The organism is Nonomuraea sp. NPDC001831, assembly GCF_042892035.1.
GTDB lineage: Bacteria > Actinomycetota > Actinomycetes > Streptosporangiales > Streptosporangiaceae > Nonomuraea.
In genome coordinates this window covers 529,907-549,898 of sequence record NZ_JBIATU010000002.1, presented here as the reverse complement: position 1 = coordinate 549,898, position 19,992 = coordinate 529,907, and the positions used below count along the sequence as shown (strand labels likewise).

The 19,992-nt window shown below is 74.2% G+C and carries 17 protein-coding genes; 11 read left to right on the top strand and 6 right to left on the bottom strand.

The window, feature by feature from the left end:
* Positions 1 to 21 precede the first annotated feature (21 nt).
* The 5 genes from ACFYYW_RS08120 to ACFYYW_RS08100 all read right to left on the bottom strand — a co-directional run bounded on the left by ACFYYW_RS08120 (position 22) and on the right by ACFYYW_RS08100 (position 5,144).
* Positions 22 to 1,470, bottom strand: coding sequence for a cation:proton antiporter (locus ACFYYW_RS08120; RefSeq protein WP_387646394.1), 1,449 nt, complete (start codon positions 1,468 to 1,470; stop codon positions 22 to 24).
* A gap of 51 nt (positions 1,471 to 1,521) precedes the next feature.
* Complete coding sequence (locus tag ACFYYW_RS08115) at positions 1,522 to 2,730, bottom strand: CynX/NimT family MFS transporter (RefSeq protein WP_387646391.1); 1,209 nt, start codon at positions 2,728 to 2,730, stop codon at positions 1,522 to 1,524.
* 71 nt (positions 2,731 to 2,801) lie between these two features.
* Positions 2,802 to 3,689 (bottom strand): ATP phosphoribosyltransferase, encoded by an 888-nt coding sequence (gene hisG / locus ACFYYW_RS08110; protein WP_352323242.1) that lies wholly within the window; start codon positions 3,687 to 3,689, stop codon positions 2,802 to 2,804.
* Between the two features lie 44 nt (positions 3,690 to 3,733).
* The gene (locus ACFYYW_RS08105; RefSeq protein ID WP_352323241.1) at positions 3,734 to 4,438 is read right to left on the bottom strand and encodes an SDR family NAD(P)-dependent oxidoreductase; all 705 of its coding nucleotides are present in this window, start codon (positions 4,436 to 4,438) and stop codon (positions 3,734 to 3,736) included.
* Positions 4,425 to 5,144: a phosphoribosylaminoimidazolesuccinocarboxamide synthase gene (locus tag ACFYYW_RS08100; RefSeq protein ID WP_352323240.1), complete on the bottom strand. Its 720-nt coding sequence runs from the start codon at positions 5,142 to 5,144 to the stop codon at positions 4,425 to 4,427. Before ACFYYW_RS08100 ends, ACFYYW_RS08105 begins: the two co-directional genes overlap by 14 nt.
* Positions 5,145 to 5,480: 336 nt before the next feature.
* Here ACFYYW_RS08100 and ACFYYW_RS08095 point away from each other — a divergent pair, with 336 nt between their 5' ends.
* Genes ACFYYW_RS08095 through ACFYYW_RS08075 form a run of 5 tightly spaced genes read left to right on the top strand, consistent with a single transcriptional unit; the run spans position 5,481 to position 11,829 of the window.
* Entirely contained in the window at positions 5,481 to 6,647 is a 1,167-nt protein-coding gene (locus ACFYYW_RS08095; RefSeq protein ID WP_352323239.1) for an aminotransferase class III-fold pyridoxal phosphate-dependent enzyme, read from the top strand.
* Complete coding sequence (locus ACFYYW_RS08090; RefSeq protein ID WP_352323238.1) at positions 6,640 to 7,695, top strand: Gfo/Idh/MocA family oxidoreductase; 1,056 nt, start codon at positions 6,640 to 6,642, stop codon at positions 7,693 to 7,695. The genes ACFYYW_RS08095 and ACFYYW_RS08090 overlap by 8 nt, the downstream gene beginning before the upstream one ends.
* 28 nt (positions 7,696 to 7,723) lie before the next feature.
* Positions 7,724 to 9,547: an ABC transporter ATP-binding protein gene (locus ACFYYW_RS08085; protein WP_387646386.1), complete on the top strand. Its 1,824-nt coding sequence runs from the start codon at positions 7,724 to 7,726 to the stop codon at positions 9,545 to 9,547.
* Between the two features lie 21 nt (positions 9,548 to 9,568).
* On the top strand, positions 9,569 to 11,347 hold the full coding sequence (locus tag ACFYYW_RS08080) for an ABC transporter ATP-binding protein (RefSeq protein ID WP_364418131.1): 1,779 nt from the start codon (positions 9,569 to 9,571) through the stop codon (positions 11,345 to 11,347).
* A complete protein-coding gene (locus ACFYYW_RS08075; RefSeq protein ID WP_364418134.1) occupies positions 11,344 to 11,829 on the top strand; it encodes an NUDIX domain-containing protein in 486 nt (161 codons plus the stop codon). Before ACFYYW_RS08080 ends, ACFYYW_RS08075 begins: the two co-directional genes overlap by 4 nt.
* On the opposite strand, the gene priA is transcribed toward ACFYYW_RS08075, so the two are convergent.
* Entirely contained in the window at positions 11,826 to 12,563 is a 738-nt protein-coding gene (gene priA, locus ACFYYW_RS08070) for a bifunctional 1-(5-phosphoribosyl)-5-((5-phosphoribosylamino)methylideneamino)imidazole-4-carboxamide isomerase/phosphoribosylanthranilate isomerase PriA (protein ID WP_387646382.1), read from the bottom strand. The genes ACFYYW_RS08075 and priA overlap by 4 nt on opposite strands.
* Before the next feature lie 183 nt (positions 12,564 to 12,746).
* On the opposite strand from priA, the gene hisG (ACFYYW_RS08065) reads away from it, so the two are divergent.
* The 6 genes from hisG (ACFYYW_RS08065) to ACFYYW_RS08040 all read left to right on the top strand — a co-directional run bounded on the left by hisG (ACFYYW_RS08065) (position 12,747) and on the right by ACFYYW_RS08040 (position 19,991).
* Complete coding sequence (hisG, locus tag ACFYYW_RS08065) at positions 12,747 to 13,613, top strand: ATP phosphoribosyltransferase (protein ID WP_387646379.1); 867 nt, start codon at positions 12,747 to 12,749, stop codon at positions 13,611 to 13,613.
* Positions 13,610 to 14,416 carry an HAD family hydrolase gene (locus tag ACFYYW_RS08060; RefSeq protein WP_352323232.1) on the top strand — a complete coding sequence of 269 codons (807 nt, stop codon included), beginning with the start codon at positions 13,610 to 13,612 and terminating at the stop codon, positions 14,414 to 14,416. Before hisG (ACFYYW_RS08065) ends, ACFYYW_RS08060 begins: the two co-directional genes overlap by 4 nt.
* A 148-nt stretch (positions 14,417 to 14,564) precedes the next feature.
* Positions 14,565 to 15,584 (top strand): BMP family ABC transporter substrate-binding protein, encoded by a 1,020-nt coding sequence (locus ACFYYW_RS08055; protein WP_352323231.1) that lies wholly within the window; start codon positions 14,565 to 14,567, stop codon positions 15,582 to 15,584.
* On the top strand, positions 15,581 to 16,672 hold the full coding sequence (locus tag ACFYYW_RS08050; RefSeq protein WP_387646375.1) for an ABC transporter permease: 1,092 nt from the start codon (positions 15,581 to 15,583) through the stop codon (positions 16,670 to 16,672). The genes ACFYYW_RS08055 and ACFYYW_RS08050 overlap by 4 nt, the downstream gene beginning before the upstream one ends.
* A complete protein-coding gene (locus ACFYYW_RS08045; RefSeq protein WP_387646373.1) occupies positions 16,669 to 17,889 on the top strand; it encodes an ABC transporter permease in 1,221 nt (406 codons plus the stop codon). Before ACFYYW_RS08050 ends, ACFYYW_RS08045 begins: the two co-directional genes overlap by 4 nt.
* The gene (locus ACFYYW_RS08040; protein ID WP_387646371.1) at positions 17,889 to 19,991 is read left to right on the top strand and encodes a N,N-dimethylformamidase beta subunit family domain-containing protein; all 2,103 of its coding nucleotides are present in this window, start codon (positions 17,889 to 17,891) and stop codon (positions 19,989 to 19,991) included. The genes ACFYYW_RS08045 and ACFYYW_RS08040 overlap by 1 nt, the downstream gene beginning before the upstream one ends.
* Position 19,992: the final 1 nt, after the last annotated feature.

Here is a 19,992-nt window from a genome sequence, read left to right as displayed (position 1 = left end):
CATGAGGACGCCGCGGTCGGCTCAGGCCGGTTGCGGCGTCCGCGGCTCGGCCCGCGCGGGGGCGTAGAGGCCGAGGCGGCGCAGGGCCGGCGCGGTCATCATGGTGGTGATCAGGGCCATCAGCACGAGCACCGTGAACGTGCCGGGCGCGATCAGCCCCATGCCGAGCCCGGTGCTGAGCACGACGATCTCGGTGACGCCGCGGGCGTTCATCAGCACGCCGAGCCCGAGCGCCAGGCGCCCCGGCATGCCGCCCGCCCAGGCGATCACCCCGGCCGCGCCCAGCTTGCCCAGCACGGCGGCCACCAGCAGCACCGCCCCGCCCAGCAGCACCACCGGATGGCCGAACGCCAGGTGCACGTCGGTGCGCAGCCCGATCGAGGCGAAGAACACCGGCAGCAACATCGCGCGGTTGAGCGAGCCGAGACGTTCGGGCACCGCGCAGAGCACGGGGGCCTCGCGCGGGAAGGCCACCCCGGCCAGCAGGGCGCCGAAGATGGCGTGCACGCCGATGGCGTCGGTCGCCGCCGCCAGGGCGAAGATCAGGCCCAGGACCAGCGCGAGCGCGGCCGGAGCGGGCAGCCGGCGGGCGGCGTGCCGGGCCGCCAGCGCGGCGAGCGCGGGGCGTACGACGAGGGTCACGGCGAGGACCAGGGCGGCGGCCAGCCCGAGCGAGGTCAGCACGCCGGCCGGGGAACCGGCGTGCGCGAGGGCGATCACCGCGGCCAGCGCGCACCAGGCCAGCACGTCGGCCAGCCCCGCGCACAGGATCGCCAGCGAGCCCAGCCGGGTGACGGTCAGCCCGGCCTCCTGGAGGATCCTGGCCAGCACCGGGAACGCGGTGACGCTCAACGCCGTCCCGGCGAACAGGACGAACGCCGTGCCCGACGCCGAAGGCCCGGCGAGCGCGCCGGCGAACGGGACCGCCGCGACCGCCCCCAGGGCGAACGGCACGGCCGTCATCGCCAGCGCGGCGACCCCCACGACCACGCGCTGCCGCCCGAGGGCGGCCGGGTCGAACTCCCGGCCCACCGTGAACATGAAGATCGCCAGCCCGGCCTGGGCCAGCAGTTCGAGCTGCGGCGCGACCCAGCCGGGCAGGATCAGCGCGGACACCCCCGGCGCCAGCGAGCCCAGCGCGGACGGCCCGAGCAGCAGCCCGGCCACCATCTGCCCCACCACGGACGGCTGCCCCGCCCGGCGCGCCAGGACGCCGCCCAGCGAGGCCAGCCCGCCGATGACCGCCACCGCGAGGAACAGCCGCAGGATCGACTGGACGGGCGGCATCCCGGCGGGCGCGACCTGCGCGGCCGGCGCCGCCGGATGCCCCGGCGGCTGCGCGCCCGGCCCGAACACCAGCACCATCGACACGCCCGCCACGGCGATCAGCAGCAGCGCGACCGCCAGGCCCCGGGCCGGGGCGGGCAGCAGGGCCTGTTCGGTGTCGTCGAGCGGGTCGTGTCCGCGCATGGTCGCACCTTCCTGCGTACTCCGCGACGGGCTCCCGGCCCGTTCGCCGGGTCAGTCGGCGGCTGGGAGCGGCCGGGCCGCCCGCCGGCCGATCAGCAGCAGGGCGCCGACGGCGGCGACGATGCCGACGGCGATGACGGGGATCAGGGCCCGGTAGCCGATCTCGCCGGCCACCAGGCCGAACAGCGGGGGGCCGAGCAGGGAGCCGAGGCTGCCGGCCTGGGCGATGACGCCGTTGCCGACGTCGGCGTGGTCGAGGCGCTCCAGGACCAGGGGGAGCGCGGCGAAGACGAGGGCGCCGAGGAAGCCGTTCTCCATGGAGATGACGCCCGCGCCGGTGAGCGCGCCCCCGGCGGAGCCGCCGGCGTACAGGATCCAGGCGGCCGGCACGACGAGGAGGCCCGACAGGGCCAGCACGCCGACCCGTACGCCCCTGCGCAGCAGGACGCCCACCGCCAGCCCGCCGGCCACGCCGAGCAGCGAGATCACCGAGGTGAGCGCGCCCGCGCCGGCGGCCGAGCGGCCGTACTGCTCGATGAGCAGCGTGGGCAGCAGCACGATCACCGGGATGGTCACCAGCGCGGTCAGGCAGAAGGCCGCGGCCAGCACGCCCGGCCAGGCCAGCGCCCCCGCCCGGGGCACCGGCCCGGCCGCCTGCGCCGCGCCGCCGCGCGGCAGCCGCGCCCACGTGACCACGGCGATCAGCAGCGTCAGCCCGGCGATCAGGCCGGTCCAGCCGCGCCACCCCAGCGCGTCGCCGGCCGCGCCGCCGGCCAGCGTGCTGGCCCCCAGCCCGACCGGGACGAACGTCGCCCAGACCGACAGGGCGGTGCCCCGGTCGCGCTCGTGGGCCAGGCGCAGGATCAGCGCCGGGCAGGAGATGGTGACCAGGACGTAGCCGACGCCCTCGACGCCGCGGGCGACGAGCAGCCAGGCGAAGTCGTTCGCCGCCATGCTCGCCGCGCCCGCCGCCGCGATCAGGACCAGCCCGGTGACCAGCGACCGCCCGGTGCCGAACCGGCGGACGAGATAGCCCGCCGGCAGGCCGACCGCGGCCCCGACGCCGACCACCGCCGAGATCACCCAGCCCAGCTCCGACAGGGTCAGCCCGAGCTGGGCCGCCATCGCGGGCCCGACCGAGGAGAACTTGCCGAGGCTCATCGCGCCGACCACCCCGCCGACGTAGACGAGCAGGATCGTCAGCCAGGGGGAGCGCCGGGGGGACGCCTCCGTGATCTTTGCCGCCGGCCGGGGGTCCATGAGTCTCCTTCGCACTGCGCTCCGCGGGTCAGGCTTCCCACGTCCGATCTTCGCCATGCCGGCGGCGCCGATCAACCCGCTTCCCCGGTGGCGAAGATGCCGATGCCCGACTCGGTGACGTTGACCGCCCCGGCCGACAGCAGTGCGTCGATCGTCTCGGGCACCTCCCGTCTGGGCAGGACGCCCTGGAGCACGACCATGGTCCCGTCCGCGAGGTCGGCGCCCGCGCGCCACGACTGGCCCGGCATCGCGGGCACCACCTCGGCCAGCCGGTCGGCGGGGGCGCGCACGGTCAGCAGCACGTGGGCCGGGCCCACCCAGGCGGCGCGCAGCAGCAGGGCGACGTTCCTGATCACGCCGCGCCTGGCCGGGTCGGCGTAGGCGGCCGGGTTGGCGACGAGCTGCGCGCCGCAGGTCCGGACGGTCTCGATGACGCGCAGGTCGTTCTGGCGCAGCGAGTGGCCGGTCTCCACGACGTCCATCATGGCGTCGGCCAGCTCGGGGATCTTGGCCTCGGTCGCGCCGTAGGAGACGATCACCTCGGCCCGCCGTCCCGCCTCGCGGAAGAAGCGGCGGCCGATGTTCGGGTACTCGGTGGCCACCCTGACGCCGTCGTCGAGGTCGGCGGCGCTGCGGGCGGGGTGGCCGGACGGCACCGCGAGCACCAGCCGCCACGGCCGCTCGGTGTTCCTGGAGTAGTCGAACGACTCCACCACCTCGACCTCGGCCCCGGTCTCCTCCACCCAGTCGGCGCCGGTCAGCCCGAGGTCGAAGGTGCCGTCCCCGACGACCAGGGGGATCTCGCGCGGCTTGTAGAAGGCCACGTGCGACACGCCGGAGTGGTCCACCGTGCCGCGGTAGGAGCGCTCCGAGCGCCGCCGTACGGGCAGCCCCGCGGTCGCGAACAGCTCCAGGGCCCGCCGCTCCAGCGAGCCCTTCGGCAGGGCGAGCGAGATCATGGTTCCTCCTGACGGGCGCGAGGGGGCGGGCGGGGGCGTGGGGGTCACACGTGCAGCAGCCGGTCGATGCCGACGACGGGCGGCTCGGGCAGGCACGACGGCCGCACCTCGATCTCGCCCACCACGAGGTCGTCCGGCCAGGAGTCGACGATGGTGGCCACGCAGCGGGCCACCGACCGGGTGCTCATCTTGTGCGGCGAGCCGTCGCCGTCGAGGTTGGCGATGGCGCCGGGCGAGACCAGGCAGGCGCGCACCCCGTTGCGGCGCTCCTCCAGCAGCAGCGTCTCGACCAGCGCCTTCAGCCCGGCCTTGGTGGCGCTGTAGGCGGCCCCGCCCTCGAAGTACCGCGTCCCGGCGTGGCTGCCCATGGCGACGAACATCCCGCCGGCGGCCCGCAACGCCGGCAGGACGGCTTTGAGCAGGTGGAAGCAGGCGCTCAGGTTGATCGCGACCAGCCGCTCCCAGTCCTCCGCGCGCAGGTCGGCGATCGGGTCGAGCACCCGGTCCACCGCGTTGGACACGCAGACGTCGAGCCGGCCGGCCGCGCCGAGCACCTGGGCGGTCGCCTCCGCGATCTGCGCCGGGTCCGCCAGGTCGCACCTGTGCTCGCCGAGCCAGTCCTCGCCCGCGAGCGAGCGGTTCAGGGAGTAGACGCGGTAGCCGCGCTCGCGCAGCTCCTCGGCGATGGCCCGCCCGCTGCCCCGGTTGCTGCCGGTGACCAGCGCGACGGGGGTCTCATGTGATGACATCGAGGACGCGGCTCCACTGGTTCACGATCTCCTCGCCCGCCACGCCGTCCCGGAACAGGTCCTTGTCCAGCGGGGAGCCGTCCTGGTGGCGCAGGCGCATGCAGTCCTGGGAGATCTCGGAGATGACGGTCAGCCCGCCGTCGGCGGTCCGGCCGAAGATGAGGCAGAAGTCCCACACCTCCAGCGGGCGCAGCCAGGACCGCAGCACGTCGTTGACAGCGAGGGACAACTCGCGCATCTCCTCCACCGGCAGGTCGAGCGCCCGCAGGTAGTCCTCGCCGATCGGCTGGTCCTCGGGGTCGGTCCGGTAGTCGAACTTCACGACCGGGCGCGGCAGCGGGGCGCCGTCCTCGAACAGGCCGGGGTACTTGCGGGTGGTCGATCCGGTGGCCCGGTTCTTCACGATCACCTCGAACGGCGGCGCCGGGCAGTAGTCGGCCACGTACGAGTCGGCCGAGACCCGTTCCCGGAACGCGCACGGCACGCCGGCGTCGGCCAGCCGGGCCGCCGCCCTTTCGTAGAAATCGAGCCGGAGCGGCCCGGTGCGCTCGACGATTTCATCACGGTGGTACGTGAAACTGCGCAGGCTGGGGATTATCTGCACCAGGCACCGCCCCTCGGGCAGCAGCCACAGACGCTTACTGCGCCCGACGATATCCGGCTCTCCCCGGCCGGCCGGAGTTCCCGGAGCTGATCCGTTATCCACGCCGCCTCCATCCGCCGACAATGGCCCACACAACTTGATATTGCGGGCGCCTCGCTGTCAAGGCGGCGTGACCCTGGAAAAAGGTGCACTTGACGGGGCTCTCGCGGTCTTGATATGTCGTCCGTCCGCGCCTGGAGCACTGGAAGAAAGAGTACTTGACGGGGCCCGGCGACCGGACGGTACTGTCTTCAGAAATTGAAATTCCCGAGCCTAATTAGAATCCCAATGGGGGGAGGATCGTTGTCGGAATATGAGCGCATAGCTCACTCGAAGATCACCCGTAAGTTCAGGTCCGCGGGGCAGCAGCTCTTGTTCTCGCGGGGGCGGCGGGGCGAGGTGTCCGACGCGAACGGCGTGCCGTACATCGATTTCGTCATGGGTTATGGCCCAGTGATAATCGGTCACGCGGACGCCCAGTTCAACGAAATTCTCTGCGGTTATCTCGGCAATGGGGTCATGCTGCCGGGCTACACCACGTTCCACCAGGAATACCTCGACCGGCTGCTCGGCGAGCGGCCCGGCGACCGCGGCGCGTTCTTCAAGACCGCCTCCGAGGCGGTCACCGCCGCCTTCCGGCTGGCCGCGATGCGCACCGGCCGGCTCGGCATCATCCGCAGCGGCTACGTCGGCTGGCACGACTCCCAGATCGCCGACTCGCTCAAGTGGCACGAGCCGCTGCACTCCCCGCTGCGGGAGAAGCTGCGCTACACCGACGGCATGCGCGGCGTCGGCGAGTCCGAGCCGGTGGCCAACTGGGTGGACCTGCGCCTGGAATCGCTCGCCGAGCTGCTGGAACGGCACCGCGGCCGGCTGGGCTGCTTCGTCTTCGACGCCTACCTGGCCTCCTTCACCACGGCCGACGTGCTGCGCCAGGCCGTGGCCATGTGCCGCGAGGCCGGCCTGCTCACCGTCTTCGACGAGACCAAGACCGGCGGCCGGATCTCGGCCCTCGGCTACGACCACGACAACGCCCTCGGCTCCGACCTGATCGTGATCGGCAAGGCGCTGGCCAACGGCGCCCCGCTGAGCATCCTGGCCGGCGACGCCGACCTGCTCGCGCTGGCCGAGAAGGCCCGGCTGAGCGGCACCTTCTCCAAGGAGATGATCGCCGTCTACGCGGCCCTGGCCACCCGCGACATCCTGGAGAAGCCCGTCGGCGACTCGCCGGACGGCTGGACCGAGCTCGGCCGGATCGGCACGCAGGTCGCCGCCGCCTTCACCGCGGCCGCCGCGGACGCCGGGGTCGAGGCCCTGGTGGGCGCCCGCCCGGTGCTCGGCGGCGGCATGTTCGAGCTCGTCTACCACGACGTGGGGCTGCTGGGCGACAAGGAGCGTCGCGAGGCGCTGCTGGCCGAGCTGGCCGGGGTCGGCATCCTGCTGCTCGAAGGGCACCCGTCCTTCGTGTGCCTGGCCCACCGCGACATCGTCTGGGACGACCTGCGCGACCGGGTGCGGCAGGCGTTCGAGGCGTGGAGCGCGTCCGCGGGGGCCGGCCGTGGCTGACCTCCTGCGCCTCGCCCTGGTCGGCTGCGGCCGCCAGATGCAGCAGAACCTGTTCCCGTTCCTGCAACGCATCCGCGGCCACCAGGTCGTGGCCTGCGTCGACCCCGACCTGTCGCTGGCCGCCGACGTGCAGTCGCTGGCCGGCGGCGCGACCTGCGTCTCCTCGGTGGACGAGCTCGACCTGGAGATGGTGGACGCCGCCGTGCTGGCCGTCCCGCCGGAGCCGTCCTACCTGCTGGTCCGGCAGCTCGCCGAGCGCGGGGTGGACTGCTTCGTCGAGAAGCCGGCCGGGCCGTCCACGCCCGCGCTCCAGGACCTGGAGCACGTGGTGCGCCGCAGCGGGCGGCACGTCCAGGTGGGCTTCAACTTCCGCTACGCCGAGACCCTGCAGCGGCTGCACGAGCTGAGCGAGGAGATCCGGGCCACGCCGTGCTCGGTGACCATCGACTTCTACAGCCGCCACCCGTCCGCGCCGCAGTGGGGGGTGGACACCACCCTGGAGGCGTGGATCCGGCACAACGGGGTGCACGCCCTCGACCTGGCCCGCTGGTTCGTGCCGTCGCCGGTCGTCCAGGTGGACGCGCACGCCATCGCCAGTGACGCCGACCGGTTCCAGATCAACCTGTTCCTGCGGCACCACGACGGCTCGCTGTCCACGCTGCGCATGGGCAACCACGTCAAGCGGTTCATGGTGGGCGTCACCGTCCAGGGCATGGACGGCAGCCGGTACTGCGCGCCGTCGCTGGAACGGGTGACGCTCGAACTGTCCGACGGCGTGCCGTACGGCCAGGAGCTGCACGCCACCCGCAACCTGGACCACGGCTGGGGGCGCAGCGGCTTCGGGCCCGAGCTGCAGGCGTTCGTGGACGCCTGCGCGCAGCGGTCGGCCGAGCCCCAGACGGGCGGCCGTCCCGCGGTCAAGGGCGTGCCGTCGGTCTCCGACGCGCTGGCCGCCTCCGCCCTGTGCGACCGGGTGATGGCCGAGCTCAACACCGCCGCGACGAACGGCTTCGGCCTGCTGACCGGGTCCGTCCGGGCCTCGGCCTAGGCCGGGCCGCCGACGAGGAGGGGAAGGAATGACCGAGCGGGCGCGACCGGCCGCGGGCGGGCGGCCGGTCGCGTCGCGGGATCCGGCCGGGTCGCCTGATCCGGCCGCCGCACCGGACCAGGCCGGGCCGGCTGATCCGGCCGCGTCGCGCGGGGTGGGCCGGTGGATCGCCGGTCACCTGCGCCGGCACCGGCTGTCGCTGCTGCTGTTCACCGTGGCCGCCGCGGCGGCCAGCCTGTGCTCCACGCTCGTCCCCGTGCAGATCGGCGCGGCGTTCGCCGAGGCCACCGGCCCGCGCCACGACCTCGGCGCGGTCGGGGTGGCGGCGCTGGCGGCCGCGCTGCTGGCGGCCGGCCGGTTCGTCGCCGACCTGCTGTCGAACGGCTCGATGGAGGTCGTCGCCCAGCGCGTCAAACGGGACGTGCGCGACGAGCTGTACCGCAGCCTGCTGACCAAGCGCATGGCCTTCCACGACCAGCAGCGCATCGGCGACATCCTGGCCCGCGCCATCAACGACGCCAGGCTCGTCGACTACATGCTCAGCCCGGGGGCGGCCACCGCCGCCAACGGCGTGCTGGCCCTGCTGGTGCCGATCCTGTTCATCGCCTCGCTGGACCCGCGGCTGCTGCTGGCCCCCGGCGTGCTGGTCCTGGTGTTCGCCTACGCGCTGCGCTACCACCTGCGCCGGCTCTACCCGCTGGTCATGCGCACCCGCGAGACCTTCGCCGACCTCAACGAACGCTTCTCCACCACGCTGTCGGGCATCGCCACCGTCAAGGCGGCCACGCAGGAGGACTTCGAGCGGCACGCCCTGAGATCGGCCGCCGCCGCCTACCGGGACGCCTTCGTCCGGCGCGGCCGGGCGCAGGCGGTCTACCTGCCCGCGCTGAGCTTCGCCCTGGCCATGGTGACCGGCTCCCTGCACTCCCTCTACCTCTACTCGCAGGGCGAGCTGGCGCTGTCCCAGGTGGTGACCTACCTCGGCTGGCTGCTGCTGTTCGCGCAGCCCGTCACCATGTCCGAGCAGGCCGTGCCGGTCATCCAGGAGGGCTTCGCGGCCGCCGCGCGCATGCGGCAGATCATCGACGGCGCCCCCGGCGAGCGCGAGGACACCCGCGGCAGCACGGCCGCCGTCGAGGGCACGATCACCTTCGACCGGGTGTCACTGCGCCACGAGGGCCGCGACATCCTGCGCGAGGTCTCCTTCCACCTGCCCGCGGGCCGCACGCTCGCCGTCGTCGGCCCCACCGGCAGCGGCAAGAGCATGCTGATCAAACTGGTCAACCGCATGTACGACGCCACCGAGGGCCGGGTGCTGATCGACGGGCGGGACGTGCGCGAGTGGGAGCCCGGCGCGCTGCGCCGCCAGATCGGCCACGTGGACCAGGAGATCTTCCTGTTCTCCAAGAGCGTGCTGGACAACATCGCCTTCGGCGCCCCGCACGCCGCCGGGTACGAGGACGTCCTGCGCGTCGCCAAGCAGGCGTGCGCGGACGAGTTCGTCCAGGGCATGGCCGACGGCTACGCCACCGTGCTCAACGAGGGCGGCACGACGCTGTCCGGCGGGCAGCGGCAGCGGCTGGCCATCGCCAGGGCCCTGCTGACCGAGCCGCGCATCCTCACCCTCGACGACGCGACCAGCGCCGTGGACGCCCGTACCGAATCGGCGATCACCGAGGCGATCGAGCGCGCGACGGCGGGCCGCACGACGGTGCTGGTCTCACACCGCCCCGGCCAGATCCGCCGCGCCGACCTCATCCTGCTGCTGGACGGCGGCCGGGTCGTCGACCAGGGCTCGCACGACGAACTGATGGCGCGCTGCGCGCTCTACCGGGAGATCTACAGTGGCTGACGCCCAGGATCGGCGGCGCCCGTGAGCGACCTGTTCGCGGGCCTGCACGCCGACGCCTACGACCGCGTGTACGGCAACCGCCGCCTGCTGGCCCGCATCCTGCGGCAGTTGCGCGCCCACCGCGCCGGCATGATCGGCTCGGCGCTGCTCGTCGCGGGCTCGGTGCTGCTGACCGCCTCCGTGCCGATCGTCGTCTCCCGCCTGATCGACCAGGCCGGCGGCGGCAGCGGCCCCGGCCTGCTGCTGTGCCTGTTCGTGGTGGCGGCGGCGGTGCTGGCCTGGGCGATGAACTGGGCCCGCCAGGCGATCACCGCGCGGCTGGTGGGCGGCATGGTCTACCGGCTGCAGTGCGAGGCCGCCGACGCCGCGCTCGCCAAGGACGTCGCCTTCTACGACGAGAACTCGGTCGGCAAGGTGCTCAGCCGGGTCACCGGCGACACCGAGGGCTTCGGCTCGGTGCTCACCCTCACCCTGAACCTGATCAGCCAGCTCTTCCTGGTGGTGCTGCTCGGCGGCGTGGTGTTCTGGATCGACCCCGGCCTCGGCCTGGTCATCCTGGCGGCGCTGCCGTTCCTGCTGGGCACCGCCCTGGCCTTCCGCCGGGTGGCCCGCACGGCGGCGGCCGCCACGCGGCGGGTGATGGCCAAGGTCAACGCCAACGTGCACGAGACCATGCTGGGCATCGCGGTCGCCAAGAGCTTCGGCCGCGAGCGGGCCGTCCACGAGGACTTCGACGAGGTCAACCGGCTGTCGTACCGCGTCTACGTCCGGCAGGGCCTCATCTACGCGGTCATCCTGCCGGTCCTGACGCTGCTGGCGGGCCTGGCCACGGCGGTCGTGCTGTACCAGGGCGGGCGCTTCGCGGCGATCGGCAGGCTCTCGGCGGGCGAGTGGTACTTCGCCCTCCAGGCGCTCGGCATGCTCTGGCAGCCGGTCACCCAGGCGGCCTCGTTCTGGAGCCTGTTCCAGCAGGGGCTGGCCGCCGCCGAGCGGGTGTTCGCGCTGATCGACAGCGACCACGCCGTCGTCCAGAGCGGGAACGCGCCGGTGACCGCGCTGACCGGCGCGATCGAGGCGCGCGGCCTGCACTTCCGGTACGGCTCCGGCGCCGCCGTGTTCCGCGACTTCGACGTGCGCCTCGCGGCCCGCGAGACGGTGGCGGTCGTCGGGCACACCGGCGGCGGCAAGTCCACGCTGGCCAAGCTGATCGCCCGCGCCTACGACTTCCAGGGCGGCGAGCTGCTGGTCGACGGCCGCGACATCCGCGCCCTCGACCTGCGGGCCTACCGGCGGCGGGTGGGCGTCGTCCCGCAGCACCCGTTCATCTTCGCCGGCACGCTCGCCGAGAACATCGCCTACGGCCGCCCCGGCGCCGGCCGCGACGACGTCGTACGGGCCGTCGAGCGGATCGGCCGCCGCGTGTGGGACCGCAGCATGCCGATGTCCCTGGACGACCGCCTGGCCGCCGGCGGGCAGGGCGTGTCGGTCGGGCAGCGGCAGCTCATCGCCCTGGCCAGGATGTTCGTCCGCGAGCCGGACATCCTGCTGCTGGACGAGCCGACCGCCAGCGTCGACCCGCTGACCGAGCGCGGCATCCAGGACGCGCTGGCCCGGCTGTGCGCCGGGCGCACGGTCGTGGTGATCGCCCACCGGCTGTCCACCATCCGGCGCGCCGACCGCGTCCTCGTGCTGCACGACGGCGAGATCGCCGAGCAGGGCCGCTTCGACGAGCTGCTGCGCCGCGACGGCCCGTTCGCGGCGCTCTACGCCACCTACTACGCGCACCAGGAGACCGCATGACCTGCGCCCCCCATCCGGCGGAGTTCGAGCCGATCCAGCGGGAGGCGTCCGCCACGGGCGTGCGCTGCGTGGTCGGCGCCGTGCTGTTCAACCCGCTCGGCGAGGTGTTCCTGCAACGGCGGTCGGCCCACGTGCGGCTCTTCCCCGGCTGCTGGGACATCGTCGGCGGGCACGTCGAGCGGGGCGAGACGCTGTGCGCGGCGCTGGCCAGGGAGATCGAGGAGGAGACCGGCTGGCGGCTGCTGCGGGTGGGCGGCCTGGTGGACGTCTTCGACTGGACCGGCGGCGACGGCCGCCTGCGGCGCGAGATCGACGTGCTGGCCACGGTCGAGGGCGACCTGACCCGGCCGGCGATCGAGCACGACAAGTTCGACGAGGCCCGCTGGCTGGACGGCGACGCCCTGCGCCGCCTGGCCGCCGAGTCGCCCGGCTCGGGCATGGTCGAGCTGGCCCTGCGCGCGCTGGCCATGCGGCCGGTCTAGGGCTCCGGCTTGCGTACCGCCTCCAGGGCCTGTCGCAGGGTGAACCGGCCGGCGTACAGCGCCTTGCCCACGACCACGCCCTCGACGCCCAGCGGGGTCAGGGAGGAGATGGCGCGCAGGTCGTCCAGGCTGGAGACGCCGCCGGAGGCCACGACGGGCCGCTCGGTGGCGGCGCAGACGTCGCGCAGCAGCTTCAGGTTGGGGCCGCCGAGGGTGCCGTCCCTGGCGATGTCGGTGACGACGTACCGGGCGCAGCCGGCCGCGTCGAGGCGGGCCAGGGTCTCGTACAGCTCGCCGGCGTCGCGGGTCCAGCCGTGGCTGCGCACGGTGGTGCCCCAGACGTCCAGCTCGACGGCCACCCGGTCGCCGTGCCGGGCGATGACCTGCGCCACCCACGCCGGACGTTCCAGCGCGCCGGTGCCGAGCACCACCCGGCCGCAGCCGGTGGCCAGCGCCGCCGCCAGGCTCGCGTCGTCGCGCACGCCGCCGCACAGCTCGACCGGGATGTCCAGGGCGCCGACGACCTCGGCGATCCGCGCCCGGTTGGAGCCGGTGCCGAAGGCGGCGTCGAGGTCCACCAGGTGCACCCAGTCGGCGCCCGCGTCCTGCCAGGCCAGCGCCGCGTCGAGCGGGTCGCCGTACCAGGTCTCGGACCCGGACTCGCCGCGCAGCAGGCGGACGGCCCGGCCGCCGCGCACGTCGACGGCGGGCAGGAGGGTCAGGCATGTGGACACTCGTCGTTTCCTCTCCCGTGAACCCCCCTTTTCCATCATCGCGAACACCGGTCAGGAATCGAAGTCAACCTTCGGCCACCACCATGGTTCACTTGCCGCCGCCCGGCCGGACGGGGACGCTTGCCGGTGCGCGCCGCACGCCCAGCCGCCGGGGGCCGGTCCCCCTGTTCCGAGGAGGACTGCATGGTCTCGCTCGCGCTGCCCAAGGGCACGTTCCTGGAGCGTCCCGTCCTCGACCTGTTCGCCGCGGCCGGGCTGGAGGTGCGCCGGCCGTCCGAGCGCAGCTACCGGGCGAGCATCGCCTACGACGGCGGCGTCGAGGTGGCCTTCCACAAGCCGCGCGAGATCCCGCTCGCCGTGGAGCGAGGCGTCTTCGACTTCGGCGTGACCGGCGCCGACTGGATCGAGGAGACCGGCGCGAAGGTCGAGCTGGTCGAGGCGAGCGGGTGCGTGCCGCCCTGGCGGCTGGTGCTCGCCGTCCCCTCCGGGCATCCCGCCGTGGACGCCGCCGGCCTGCCCGCCGGGGCCCGGATCGCGACCGGCTTCCCGAAGATCTCCCGGCAGTTCTTCCAGAGCGTGCCGCTGCCGGTGCGGATCGTCCCGTCGTTCGGCGCCACGGAGGCCAAGGTGCCCGAGCTGGCCGACGCCGTCATCGAGACCGACGGCCCCGGCTCCGCCCTGGACGAGCACGACCTGCGGGTCGTCGCCACCTTGCGCACCTGCTTCCCGCAGGTCGTCGCGAGCCCCGCCGCCTGGCGGGACGCCCGCAGACGCGCCGCGATCCAGCGGGTCGCGCGGCTGCTGACCTCGGTCGACGGGGGAGCGGCCCACGTGCTGCTGACCGTGCGCACCACCACGCGCGACCTGCCGCGGGTGGCCGGGTCGATGCCGCAGCGGTCCTGGCGGGCCGGCACCGGCCTGACGGAGAGCCTGGTGGTCGTGCAGGGGCTGGCGGCCCGGCGCGGCCTGGCCGAGACCATCGGCGGCATCCTGGCCGCCGGGGCGCTCGACGTCATCGAGTCGCGCGTCGGGAAGGACGTCATGCCGTGAGCCGCCGGATGATCGTGTGCGACCTCGACGGGACGCTCCTGGACTCCCGCGGCCAGGTCTCCGAGCGCACCAGGACCGCCGTGCGCCGCGCCCGCGCCGCCGGGCACGTGTTCGTCATCGCGACCGCGCGGCCGGTCCGCGACACCCGCCCGGTGGCCGCGGCCCTGGACCACGCGGCCGTCGCCGTCTGCGGCAACGGCTCGATCACCTTCGACTTCGGCAGCGAGGAGGTGGTCGACTACCGCCCGCTGGACCGGCAGCCGCTCGCCGCGACGCTGGCGCTGCTGCGCGACCGGTTCCCCGGCGTGCGCCTGGGCGCCGAGTGCCGCCTCGAACTGCTCCTGGAGGACGCCTTCCACCTGCCCGAGCCGCTGGCCCGCGACGCGCGCCGGGTGCCCCGCCTGGAGCACGAGATCGACCGGCACGACGTCGGCAAGCTCATGGTCCAGCTCGAAGGCGCCGCCCGCCAGTACTACGAGACCGTGCGCGGCCTGCTGACCGGCTGCGAGGTCACCATCTCGGCCGACGTGTTCTGCGAGGTCATGCGGTCCGGCGTGACCAAGGCCGCGGCCCTGGAGTCGATGGCGTCCCGGCTCGGCATCGGCAGCGCGGACGTGATCGCCTTCGGCGACATGCCGAACGACCTGCCCATGCTGACCTGGGCCGGAACCGCGGTGGCGGTGGCCAACGCCCATCCCGCCGTGCTCGGCGCGGTGGGCGAGGTGACCGCCTCCAACGACGAGGACGGGGTGGCCGCGTGGCTCGAACGGCACGCCACGGCCGATTTCTCAGAGAAGTATTGACGCTTGTCTGACGACTATTCATGATGGTCGCTGGAGCCGGGAACGCACCGGCCAGGATCGGCCTGCGGAGGCAGGCCACCAGGGCCCGCGCCGGGCGCGGGCGTCCCGTCTGAGAGGTGCCCCAGTGCCCCGATTAGCCGTTGCCCCTGTGCTCGTCCGTGTCCTCGCACTCTTCGCGGCGCTGTGCTCGCTCGCCGCCTGCACCGCCGTCAGCCCCGCCGCCGAGAAGAAGGGCGCCACCTCGGTCGGCGTGGCCTTCAGCCGCGGCGGGCGCGGCGACAGATCCTTCAACGACTCGGTGGGGGCCGGCGTCGACCGCGCGAAGGCCGAGCTGGGCGTCTCGGCCAAGGAGCTCAGCCCCAACGCCGCCGGGTCCGACCTGGAGGAGATCCTGCGGCTGCTGGCCCAGACCGGTCACAACCCGGTGCTGGCCGTCGGCTTCTTCTACGCCCAGCCGCTGGCGAAGGTCGCCCCCGCCTTCCCCCGCACCCAGTTCGTCATCATCGACGACGCCACCGTGAAGCTGCCCAACGTCACCAACGTGGTGTTCCGCGAGGAGCAGGCCAGCTACCTGGTCGGCGCGGCGGCCGCGCTCAAGTCCGCCAGCGGGAAGATCGGCTTCGTCGGCGGGGTGCAGACGCCGCCGCAGGAGAAGTTCCTCGCCGGGTACGCGGCCGGCGCCCGCGCGGTGAAACCCGGCATCCAGCTGTCCAGCGTGTTCATGTCCCAGCCGCCCGACTTCAGCGGCTTCTCCGCCCCCGACAAGGCCCAGGAGGCGGCCCGCGGCATGTACGACGGCGGCGCCGACGTCGTCTACCACGCCGCCGGGGCGTCCGGGCTCGGCGTCTTCCAGGCGGCCAAGGCGGCCGGCAAGTGGGCGATCGGCGTCGACGTCGACCAGCGCAAGACGGTCGATCCCGGGCTCGCCGGGGTGATCCTGACCAGCGCCACCAAGCAGCTCGACGTCGCGGTGCTGAGCATCGTCCGGGACGCGGTGGCGGGGCGGCCGATCGCCGGGGTGCGCGAGTTCGGGCTCAAGGAGGGCGGCGTCGGCTACGCCACCAGCGGCGGCGAGCTCGCCGACATCCAGCCGCGGCTGGAGGAGCTGCGCAAACGGATCGTCTCGGGCGAGATCAAGGTGCCCGCCAGGCCGGCGGAGAGCCGGTGAGCCGGGCGCGGGCGGCGGGCCGGGAGGCGCTGGGCGTGCTCGCCGTCCCGGCGCTCGCGCTGCTGATCGCGCTCACGGTCGCCACCGCGCTGCTGGCCGCGGTGGGGGCCGCGCCGGGGCGGACGTACCTGACGATGCTGGAGTTCGGGCTCCGGCCGGACTCGCTCGTCTCCGCGGTGAACCGGGCGGCCGTCTACTTCTTCGCCGCCCTCGCCGTGGCCGTCACCTTCCGGATGAAGCTGTTCAACATCGGGGTCGAGGGCCAGTACCACGTGGCCGCGCTGTTCGCCGCGGTCGCCGGGGCGGCAGTGCGGCTGCCCGGCCCGCTGCACCTGGCGTTCGTCTGCCTGGTCGCGGTGCTGGCCGGAGCGCTGTGGGCGGGGATCGCCGCGGTGCTCAAGGTGTGGCGCGGGGTCTCCGAGGTGCTGTCCACGCTGCTGCTGAACTACGTCGCCACCGCCGTCGTCGCCTACCTGCTGGCCGAGGTCTTCGCCGCCGGCAGCACCTCGGGCTCGACGCGGGAGCTGCCGCCGTCGGCCCGGCTGCCGCAGCTCACGCTGCCGTCGGGCGACCAGCTCGGCTCGGCCACGCTGGGCGCGGTCGTGCTGGGGGTGGCGGTGCACGTGCTGCTCACCCGCAGCCGCTACGGCTACGAGCTGAGGGCCGGCGGCCTGAACCCGGTGGCGGCGCGCGTCCAGGGCATCGACCCGCGCCGGATGATCCTCGTCACGATGCTGCTCTCCGGCGGCCTGGCGGGCCTGGCCGGGCTGCCCGACCTGCTGGGCCAGACCTACCGCTACGGCATGGACTTCCCCTCCGGCGCGGGCTTCACCGGGATCGCCGTGGCCCTGCTCGGCCGCAACACGCCCGCGGGCATCGCGCTGGCCGCGCTGCTCTTCGGGTTCCTGGAACGGTCGGCGCTGATCCTCGACATCGAGGGCATCCCCAAGGAGATCGTCACGATCATGCAGGGCGTCATCGTGCTCAGCGTCGTGGTGGCCTACGAGGTGGCGCGGCGGATGGAACGCCGGCGGGCCGAGCGGCTCGTACGGGAGCAGGCGTCCCCGGCGCTGGAGCCGACCGCATGAGCGCGGGACGGTACCGGTGGTGGCGGGCCGCGCTCGTCCTGCTGCTGGCGATGTCGGTGGTCAGGGTGTTCACCGGCGCCGACGAGCTCACCGGGTCGGGCGTCGTCGGGGCGGCGCTGCGGCTGGCGGTCCCGATCGGGCTCGCCGGGCTGAGCGGCCTGTGGAGCGAGCGGGCGGGCGTCGCCAACCTCGGCATCGAGGGCATGATGATCATCGGCACGGTCTGCGGCGCCTGGGCCGGGTACGGGTTCGGCGTCTGGGCCGGGGTGCTGGCCGGCACGCTCGGCGGGGTCGCGGCCGGGCTGCTGCACGCGGTCGTCACCGTCACCTTCGGGGTCGACCAGGTGGTGTGCGGCATCGCGATCAACATCCTGGCGGTGGGCGTGGCCCGGTTCATGTCGGTCATCGCCTTCAGCGGCCTGCCGGGCGCGGGTGCCACCCAGTCGCCGCCGGTGAGCGGGTCGATCGGCACGGTCAGCGTGCCCGTCCTGGCGGGCGGCGGGGGCACGGCCGACCTGCTCGGCGCCCTGGAACGCGGCCGGTTCTTCCTGGTGTCCGACCTGGCCGGGATCGTGCGGGGCTTCCTGCACGAGGTCTCGCTGCTCACCGTGGTCGCCGTCGCGCTGGTCCCGCTGACCTTCGTGCTGCTGTGGCGTACCGCGTTCGGGCTGCGGCTGCGGTCGGCGGGCGAGCACCCGGCGGCGGCGGACTCGCTCGGGGTCCCGGTGCTGCGGATGCGGTACTACGGCGTGCTGGTCTCCGGCGGGCTGGCCGGGCTCGGCGGGGCCTACCTGGTCACCGTCTCCTCGACCGTCTACCGCGAGGGCCAGACCGGCGGCCGGGGCTTCATCGGGCTGGCCGCCATGATCTTCGGCAACTGGCGGCCGTCCGGCACGGCGGCGGGGGCGCTGCTGTTCGGTTACGCCGACGCGCTGCAACTGCGCCAGGCGAGCGCGGTGCACGTGCTGCTGCTGCTCGGGGCCGTGCTGGCCTGGGTCGCGGCGGTCGCGCTCGTCCGCACGCGGCTGCGCGCGGCCGCGACGCTGGCGCTGCTCGGCGCCGCCGCCTTCGCGGTCTTCCAGGGCACCGACTCGGTGCCCACCCAGCTCGTGTACGCCACGCCGTACCTCACCACGCTGCTGGTGCTGGCCGTGGTCGCCCAACGGCTGCGCATGCCGGCCTACGTCGGCATCCCCTACCGGCGAGGAGACGCGTGATGGCCGTCGACCGGGAACCCCGCCTCATGGGGTACGCCGACCGCTGGTCCGCGGCGCCCGGCGAGCGGCTGGCCGTGCACGCCTCCGGCCCGGACGGCGACGCCGACGCCGCGCTCGTGGACCTCGTCCGGGACAGCGACCTGACCCCGGCCGTGCCGGTGACGGTCGCGCCGCGGCCCCTGCGGCCCGGCTCCCGGCTGGAGGCGGCCTCGGTGCCGACGCCCGCCAGGGGCGGCCTCGCCCTCTGGATCCGGCCGAAGCGGCTCGGGCCGCGCCAGGTCGTGGCCCGGCTGGGCGCCGCAGGATGGCGGCTGCTGCTCGCGCTCGACGAGGAGGGCCGGCCCGAGGCGACCGTGCTGACGCCGTCGGGGAGCATGGGCTGCCGGCTGCGCTCGGCCGTCCCGGCGGGGGAGTGGTCGCTGCTGGCCGTGGCGTGGGAGGCGGCGCCGCTGATGACCGTGCTGCATCTGAACGACTTCCGCACCACGGGCGTGAGCGCCGGGCGGGCCCGCCTGCCGCTGCCGTCCCCGTCGGGCGAGCTGCGGATCGGGGCGGGCGACGAGCATCCGTACGCGGGCAGGATCGCCCTGCCCATGCTGACCGAAGGCCCGCTCGCCATGCCCGGCCGTGTTCCGCTGACCGACCTGACCACCGGGCCCGAGCTGGTCAAACACCTCGGCCCGGAGCTGCTGGCCCTGTGGGACCCGTCCGCCGGGCCGGGCGCGCCCGTCGTCCCGGACGTCAGCGGCAACGGGCGCCACGCGAACGCCGTCAACCGGCCGCTGGCCGGGCTCCTCGGGCCGGGCGGCGGCGCCCGCACCGCGCTCCAGGTCAGCCCGGAGGACCTCGACGACGCCCGCTGGCCGGTGACCTGCGAGCTGACCGTCCCGCGGGACGCCGGCTCCACCGTGCTCGGCGTCCGCCTGCGGACCCGGGGACAGTCGTGCGTGCTGCCGGTGGTGCTGCGCCCGGACGCGACGCGCAGGAACCCGGTCGCGGTCGTCCTGCCCACGTTCACCTACCTCGCCTACGCCAACCACCGGCAGTCCAGCGAGGCCGAGTACTTCGGCGACTACCGGCAGGTCACCGACCGCGTGATCACGCTCTCCCCGGTGGACGCCTACCTCAACGAGCACCGCGAGCTCGGCCTGTCCCTGTACGACCAGCGGCGCGAGGGCGGCCACGTCACCCACTCCTCCCGACGCCGCCCGGTGCTCAACCTCACCCCGGACTACCGCTGGTGGATGACCGGCGCGCCGCGCCACGTCGCCGCCGACCTGCTGCTGCTGCGCTGGCTGAACTCGGCGGGCTTCGCCTTCGACGTGCTGGCCGACGAGGACGTGCACGAAGGCGGCGCCGACCTGCTGTCCGCCTACCGCGTCGTGCTGACCGGCAGCCACCCCGAGTACGTCACCGCCCCCGAACGCGCGGCCTTCGGCGCGTACGTGTCCGGCGGCGGCCGGCTCATGTACCTGGGCGGCAACGGGTTCTACTGGGTGACCGGCGTCGACCCCCGTCACCCGCACGCCATCGAGGTCCGCCGCGGCCACGTCGGCGACTGGTGGGACGACGAGCCCGGCGAGGACGTGCTGACCTCCACCGGCGAGCCCGGCGGCCTCTGGCGGCACCGCGGCCTGGCGCCGCAGGAGCTGCTCGGCGTCGGCTTCGCCGCCCAGGGCTGGGGGCCCGCCCCCGGCTACACCCGCCTGCCCGACAGCCGCCGGGAGGAGGCGTCCTGGGTGTTCGAGGGCGTCGGGACCGACCCGGTGGGCTGCTGCGGCCTCGCGCTCGGCGGTGCGGCGGGGGACGAGATCGACCGGGCCGCGCCCGAGCTCGGCACCCCGCCGGACACCCTGGTGCTCGCGACCTCCGCGGGCGGCCACAGCCACCACTACCGGCCCCCCACCGAGGAGGCCGGTTCGGGCGCGGGGGCCGTACGCGCCGACATGACCCTGCGACTGCTCGGATCCGGCGGCGCGGTGTTCGCCGCCGGATCCGTCAACTGGGTGACCAGCCTCGCCTGCTGTGACGGTGACATCAGGCGAATCACCCGAAACGTCCTGTCCCGATTCCTGCAACCCGCAGCTTGTGAGGAGGAGTGAC

What these genes read in the sequence shown, in the direction of transcription:
- ACFYYW_RS08115 (WP_387646391.1), bottom strand. Translation starts at nt 2,730, where the DNA reads ATGGACCCCCGGCCGGCGGCAAAGATCACGGAGGCGTCCCCCCGGCGC.
- ACFYYW_RS08085 (WP_387646386.1), top strand. Translation starts at nt 7,724, where the DNA reads ATGACCGAGCGGGCGCGACCGGCCGCGGGCGGGCGGCCGGTCGCGTCG.
- ACFYYW_RS08040 (WP_387646371.1), top strand. Translation starts at nt 17,889, where the DNA reads ATGGCCGTCGACCGGGAACCCCGCCTCATGGGGTACGCCGACCGCTGG.
- ACFYYW_RS08045 (WP_387646373.1), top strand. Translation starts at nt 16,669, where the DNA reads ATGAGCGCGGGACGGTACCGGTGGTGGCGGGCCGCGCTCGTCCTGCTG.
- ACFYYW_RS08105 (WP_352323241.1), bottom strand. Translation starts at nt 4,438, where the DNA reads ATGTCATCACATGAGACCCCCGTCGCGCTGGTCACCGGCAGCAACCGG.
- hisG (WP_387646379.1), top strand. Translation starts at nt 12,747, where the DNA reads ATGGTCTCGCTCGCGCTGCCCAAGGGCACGTTCCTGGAGCGTCCCGTC.
- ACFYYW_RS08120 (WP_387646394.1), bottom strand. Translation starts at nt 1,470, where the DNA reads ATGCGCGGACACGACCCGCTCGACGACACCGAACAGGCCCTGCTGCCC.
- ACFYYW_RS08075 (WP_364418134.1), top strand. Translation starts at nt 11,344, where the DNA reads ATGACCTGCGCCCCCCATCCGGCGGAGTTCGAGCCGATCCAGCGGGAG.
- hisG (WP_352323242.1), bottom strand. Translation starts at nt 3,689, where the DNA reads ATGATCTCGCTCGCCCTGCCGAAGGGCTCGCTGGAGCGGCGGGCCCTG.